Annotated in this window: 7 protein-coding genes; all 7 read right to left on the bottom strand. The window is 65.1% G+C overall.

The window, feature by feature from the left end; all coding sequences use genetic code 11:
* Positions 1-383: 383 nt before the first annotated feature.
* Positions 384-761: a YgaP family membrane protein gene (locus AC5JJ6_RS41725; protein ID WP_496047707.1), complete on the bottom strand. Its 378-nt coding sequence runs from the start codon at positions 759-761 to the stop codon at positions 384-386.
* A gap of 90 nt (positions 762-851) precedes the next feature.
* Positions 852-1,520, bottom strand: a complete 669-nt coding sequence (gene ureG / locus AC5JJ6_RS41720; protein ID WP_496047706.1) for an urease accessory protein UreG — start codon at positions 1,518-1,520, stop codon at positions 852-854.
* Complete coding sequence (locus AC5JJ6_RS41715; protein ID WP_496047705.1) at positions 1,517-2,215, bottom strand: urease accessory protein UreF; 699 nt, start codon at positions 2,213-2,215, stop codon at positions 1,517-1,519. The genes ureG and AC5JJ6_RS41715 overlap by 4 nt, the downstream gene beginning before the upstream one ends.
* Positions 2,196-2,642 (bottom strand): urease accessory protein UreE, encoded by a 447-nt coding sequence (locus tag AC5JJ6_RS41710; RefSeq protein WP_496047704.1) that lies wholly within the window; start codon positions 2,640-2,642, stop codon positions 2,196-2,198. The genes AC5JJ6_RS41715 and AC5JJ6_RS41710 overlap by 20 nt, the downstream gene beginning before the upstream one ends.
* Before the next feature lie 10 nt (positions 2,643-2,652).
* Positions 2,653-4,362 (bottom strand): urease subunit alpha, encoded by a 1,710-nt coding sequence (ureC, locus tag AC5JJ6_RS41705; RefSeq protein ID WP_496047703.1) that lies wholly within the window; start codon positions 4,360-4,362, stop codon positions 2,653-2,655.
* Positions 4,363-4,382: 20 nt separating this feature from the next.
* Complete coding sequence (locus tag AC5JJ6_RS41700; RefSeq protein ID WP_496047702.1) at positions 4,383-4,688, bottom strand: urease subunit beta; 306 nt, start codon at positions 4,686-4,688, stop codon at positions 4,383-4,385.
* A gap of 14 nt (positions 4,689-4,702) precedes the next feature.
* Positions 4,703-4,841, bottom strand: a 139-nt coding sequence (locus tag AC5JJ6_RS41695) for an urease subunit gamma (RefSeq protein ID WP_496047708.1), incomplete at its 5' end; no start/stop codon positions are given.

The raw sequence follows: 4,841 nt of genomic DNA, 5'->3' as shown, positions 1-4,841 counted from the left end.
TGACGTCCTTTACCGCGATGAAACCCTTGAACTCCTTGGTCAGACTTCGGGTTTCAAGTATGTGCTCACCCTGCATGCGCTTCCCCCGGTTGCACAGCCAAGCCGTGCATAGCTCTGTTCGGAGCTGTGTTATCGTTCTTTCGCTTGCATCGGTGCCTCTGATTATCGCGGCACCGGATCATTACCAAGCAACTGCAACTTAGCACGGTTGTATGGCAATTTCATAGTGTTTGGTGATTTTTCTCGATAATGGAAAGCTTTGAAATATAAGGGTAACCTCGGTACCGGAATGTGGTCATACCGGTTGAGAAACAAAATGCGCCGGCCCCCCGAGGAGGGCCGGCGCATTTTAGCAAGTCGCCGTTAGGTCGGCTCGAACCCGATCAGGCACGGCCGGGAGTGAAGGACGGCGGGTCGCTGGCCGGGAAGGACTCGTCCGAGGCCTCATCGACCCGATTCCACGGACGGTCGGGCCGTTCATCCGAGGAGCGGCGATCCGGGTTCAGGTAGTCTGCCGCGCGATCCAGATAGCCGCCCGGCCGCTCGTTCATCATCGCCTTGACCGCACAGTGACCGCTAAGGCCGCGTGCAGCCAGCAGACCGCCTGCGACGCCCATCACCGCCCCCTGGACACCGCCGCGACGAAGGCCGGCCGCGGCCAGCACGACGCCGCCGAGCATCGAGGTCCAGCGTTCGACCTGGGAAAGGTTCTCCTCCCCGCCGGCCACCTGTTCGTATATGTCGTTGATGACCTTGTTCACGCTTGCCTCTCCAATAGAAAATCCTGTTGAGCGAACAAGAAACGATTTGAGAGGCATTCCTGTTCCGTGGGCGGAGCGATGGGATGCCGATCAGCCGGGCGCAGGCAGGCCGCCGGCCTGGACGATGAACGATACGATCTCCTGCAGCCCCTGCCCCGTCTTCAGGTTGCTGAACAGGAATGGCCGATCACCGCGCATCTTGCGGGCGTCACGGTCCATTACGTCCAGGTTCGCGCCGACATGGGGCGCCAGATCGATCTTGTTGATGACAAGAAGGTCGGAACGGGTGATGCCGGGTCCGCCTTTGCGCGGGATCTTGTCGCCCGCCGAAACGTCGATGACGTAGATCGTCAGGTCGGCCAGCTCCGGTGAGAAGGTCGCCGCAAGGTTGTCGCCGCCCGACTCGACGAAGATCAGGTCAAGGTCGGGAAACCGTTTGTTCATCTGGTCCACGGCGGCGAGGTTGATCGACGCATCCTCCCGGATCGCCGTGTGTGGGCAGCCACCCGTCTCCACGCCGAGGATGCGCGACGGGTCGAGCGCGCCGCTGCGGGTCAAGAACTCTGCGTCCTCCCGCGTATAGATGTCGTTGGTGATCGCGGCGACATCCCAGGCATCGCGCATGCGCTTGCACAGCGAATCGACCAGTGCCGTCTTGCCGGAACCGACCGGTCCGCCGATCCCGACGCGGAGCGGTCCGGTATGGGACCTGACGATCGGGACAGCGCCGGAAGCTGGGTTTTCGATGGCCTGTGTCATGAGCGGAAGAGCCTCGTATATTGCGTTTCGTGTGACATGGCGGCCCAGTCGATCATCGGGGCACGCCCGCCGAGATCCTCGATCCGGGCATCGAGCGCGCGGGCCGCCGCCCGATGGATGATCGGGTCGAGTTCGGCTATTGCGCGTTGTCCGTCGGTCTGTCCCAGGGGAACGAGCCGCACTCCCGCCGAAACGAGATTGGCGGCGAACGAATGCATGAAACCGGCGAGGGCCATCTCCAGGGGCATCCCGGCGCAGGCCATGACAATGGCCACCGCGACGGCATGGGCGGGAGGACGCCCGGTCGTGGCGAGCACGGCGGTCCAGCGTGAGAGACCGTCGGGCGGCCACGTATTGGTCACGGTCGAGAGGAAAGCCGTCCCCTGCGCCGTGCTTTCCAGAGCCAGCTCGCTGCTGCCGCGCAGGACGTCCGCGCGCTCCGCCGCCCAGATCAAAGCCGCCTCGTCGCCGGCCTTCACAGCGCGGTATGCCGCTGCGAACAGGACGGCGTCGGTCCGGCCCGCTCCATGCTTCAGGATCGCCTCGACCCAGCGAACGAGATCCGCCCTGTTGAGAACATGACCGGACTCGACCGCGTACTCGATCCCGTGGCTGTAGGTGTAGCCGCCGATCGGGAAGGTCGGCGACAGCCACGCCATCAGCCGCGTCAGGTGCTCAGTGGTCGTGGTGAGCATAGGCGCCCGATTCAGGTGTGAAACCGGCGCGCAGCCGCACCACCTCCGCTCCCAGCCCGGTCAGCATGTCGGCGATGACATGGTCCCAGCGCAGCCGCACGGCGTCGCCGGCGATCTGGACCGGAAGGTGGCGGTTACCGAGATGCCATGCGATGCGGGCCAGCGTTTCGGGCGTCGGGCAGCGAACCTCCGCAAGGTCCTCCTCGGCGGCGCGCACGGTCAGCAGCGTGCCGTCGTCGAGTTCCAGCGCGTCGCCGTCGTTCAGCACGATGGCCCGTGCCAGATCGAGCAGGAAGGGATCGCCCGAGTCGTCGTTGAGCTGGATGCGGCGGCGGAACCGGTCGTCGAAGGCGAGCGTGACGCTTCCGGCGGCATCGGCTTGCGGCCAATGGCCTGCTGGGTGGACACGGGTGGCTCGGCGGAGCATGGGGAATGCCTCAGAACAGGAAGTAGCGCTGGGCGAGCGGCAGGACCTCGGCCGGCTCGCAGGTGAGGAGTTGGCCGTCGGCGCGGACCTCGTAGGTTTCCGGATCGACCTCGACATGCGGGGTCAGGTCGTTGTGGATCATCTGCTTCTTGCCGATGCTGCGGATGCCCCTGACGGCGACCAGCGGCCGATTGAGGCCAAGCCTTGAAGCCGGATCCCTTTCCAACCCTGCCTGACTGACGAAGGTCACCGAACTGGCCGTCAGCGCCCGTCCCATCGCGCCGAACATCGGGCGGTAATGGACAGGCTGGGGTGTCGGGATGGAGGCATTGGGATCGCCCATCAGGGCGCCGGCGATCGTCCCGCATTTCAGGATCATATCGGGCTTCACGCCGAAGAAGGCCGGCGTCCAGACTACCAGATCCGCCAGCTTGCCGACCGCGATGGAGCCGATCTGGTCGGCGACGCCGTGGGTCAGCGCCGGGTTGATCGTGTATTTTGCGATGTAGCGCTTGACCCGGAAGTTGTCGTTGTCGCCCTGCTCTTCCCCCAGCGCACCGCGCTGCCGCTTCATCTTGTCCGCCGTCTGCCATGTCCGGATGATCACCTCGCCGACCCGGCCCATGGCCTGGCTGTCGGAGGAGATCATCGAGAAGGCGCCGATATCGTGCAGGATGTCCTCGGCCGCGATGGTCTCCCGCCTGATCCGGCTTTCGGCGAAGGCGACGTCCTCCGGGATGCGCGGGTCCAGGTGATGGCAGACCATCAGCATGTCCAGGTGCTCGTCCACCGTATTGATCGTGAACGGACGCGTCGGATTGGTCGAACTGGGCAGGACGTTGGCGAGGCCGCAGACCTTGATGATGTCGGGGGCATGGCCTCCGCCGGCGCCTTCGGTGTGGAAGGCATGGATGTTGCGCCCCTTGAAAGCGGCGATGGTGTCCTCGACGAAGCCCGACTCGTTGAGCGTGTCGGTATGGATCGCGACCGCGATGTCCATGTCCTCGGCGACCGTCAGGCAGGTGTCGATCGCCTGTGGCGTCGTGCCCCAGTCCTCGTGCAGCTTGAGCGCCACCACGCCGGCGTTGACCTGTTCGACCAAGGCGGCTGGCTGGCTGGCGTTGCCCTTGCCGAACAGGCCGAAATTGACCGGCAGCGCCTCGATCGCCTGGAGCATGCGGTCGATGTGCCAGGGTCCCGGCGTGCAGGTGGTGGCCGAGGTGCCGGCCGCCGGCCCCGTCCCGCCGCCCATCAGCGTCGTGACGCCGCTATACAGCGCCTCTTCCGCCTGCTGCGGACAGATCGCGTGGATATGGACGTCCAGGCCGCCGGCGGTGACGATCTTGCCCTCGCCGGCGATGATCTCGGTCCCGGGGCCGACGACGATCGTGACGCCGGGCTGGACATCCGGGTTGCCGGCCTTGCCGATGGCGGCGATCCGGCCGTCCCTGATGCCGATATCGGCCTTGACGATACCCCAGTGATCGATGATCAGGGCGTTGGTGATGACGGTATCGACGGCGCCGTTGGCGCGGGTCACCTGCGACTGGCCCATGCCGTCGCGAATGACCTTGCCGCCGCCGAACTTGACTTCCTCGCCGAAGATCGTGTGGTCTGCTTCGACCTCCACGATCAGTTCGGTATCGGCAAGGCGGATGCGGTCGCCGGTGGTAGGGCCGAACATGGCGGCATAGTCGCCGCGATCGATACGATAAGCCATGGCGGACGCCTCCCGTGGTTTCAGAGCTTGCCGTTGATCTTGCCGGTGAAGCCATGGACTTCGCGGGTGCCGGCATAGGCCACCAGATTGACGGAGCGGGTCTGGCCCGGTTCGAACCGGACCGCCGTACCGGCGGGGATGTCGAGACGGAAGCCCCGCGCCTTTTCCCGGTCGAAGGACAGCGCGCCGTTGGTCTCGTAGAAGTGATAGTGCGAGCCGACCTGGATCGGCCGGTCGCCGGTATTGGCGACGTCGAGCGTGACGGCGTCGCGTCCGTCGTTCAGGACGATCTCACCGGGCTTGACGAACATCTCGCCAGGGATCATGGCGCAACCCTCCTTCAGCGAATCGGCAGGTGGACGGTGACCAGCTTGGTTCCGTCGGGGAATGTCGCTTCGACCTGGATCTCGTGGATCATCTCGGGGATGCCCGGCATGACCTGCTCGCGGGTGATGACCTCGGCCCCGTCGCGCATCAGC

The organism is Skermanella sp. (genome assembly GCF_059503625.1).
Note: the sequence above shows the minus strand (reverse complement) of the source record. Positions and strands in the feature narration are given on the sequence as shown.

Excerpts from the sequence above, each read along its gene's own strand:
- ureC (WP_496047703.1), bottom strand. The coding sequence starts at position 4,362 with ATGGCTTATCGTATCGATCGCGGCGACTATGCCGCCATGTTCGGCCCT.
- AC5JJ6_RS41715 (WP_496047705.1), bottom strand. The coding sequence starts at position 2,215 with ATGCTCACCACGACCACTGAGCACCTGACGCGGCTGATGGCGTGGCTG.
- AC5JJ6_RS41700 (WP_496047702.1), bottom strand. The coding sequence starts at position 4,688 with ATGATCCCTGGCGAGATGTTCGTCAAGCCCGGTGAGATCGTCCTGAAC.
- ureG (WP_496047706.1), bottom strand. The coding sequence starts at position 1,520 with ATGACACAGGCCATCGAAAACCCAGCTTCCGGCGCTGTCCCGATCGTC.
- AC5JJ6_RS41710 (WP_496047704.1), bottom strand. The coding sequence starts at position 2,642 with ATGCTCCGCCGAGCCACCCGTGTCCACCCAGCAGGCCATTGGCCGCAA.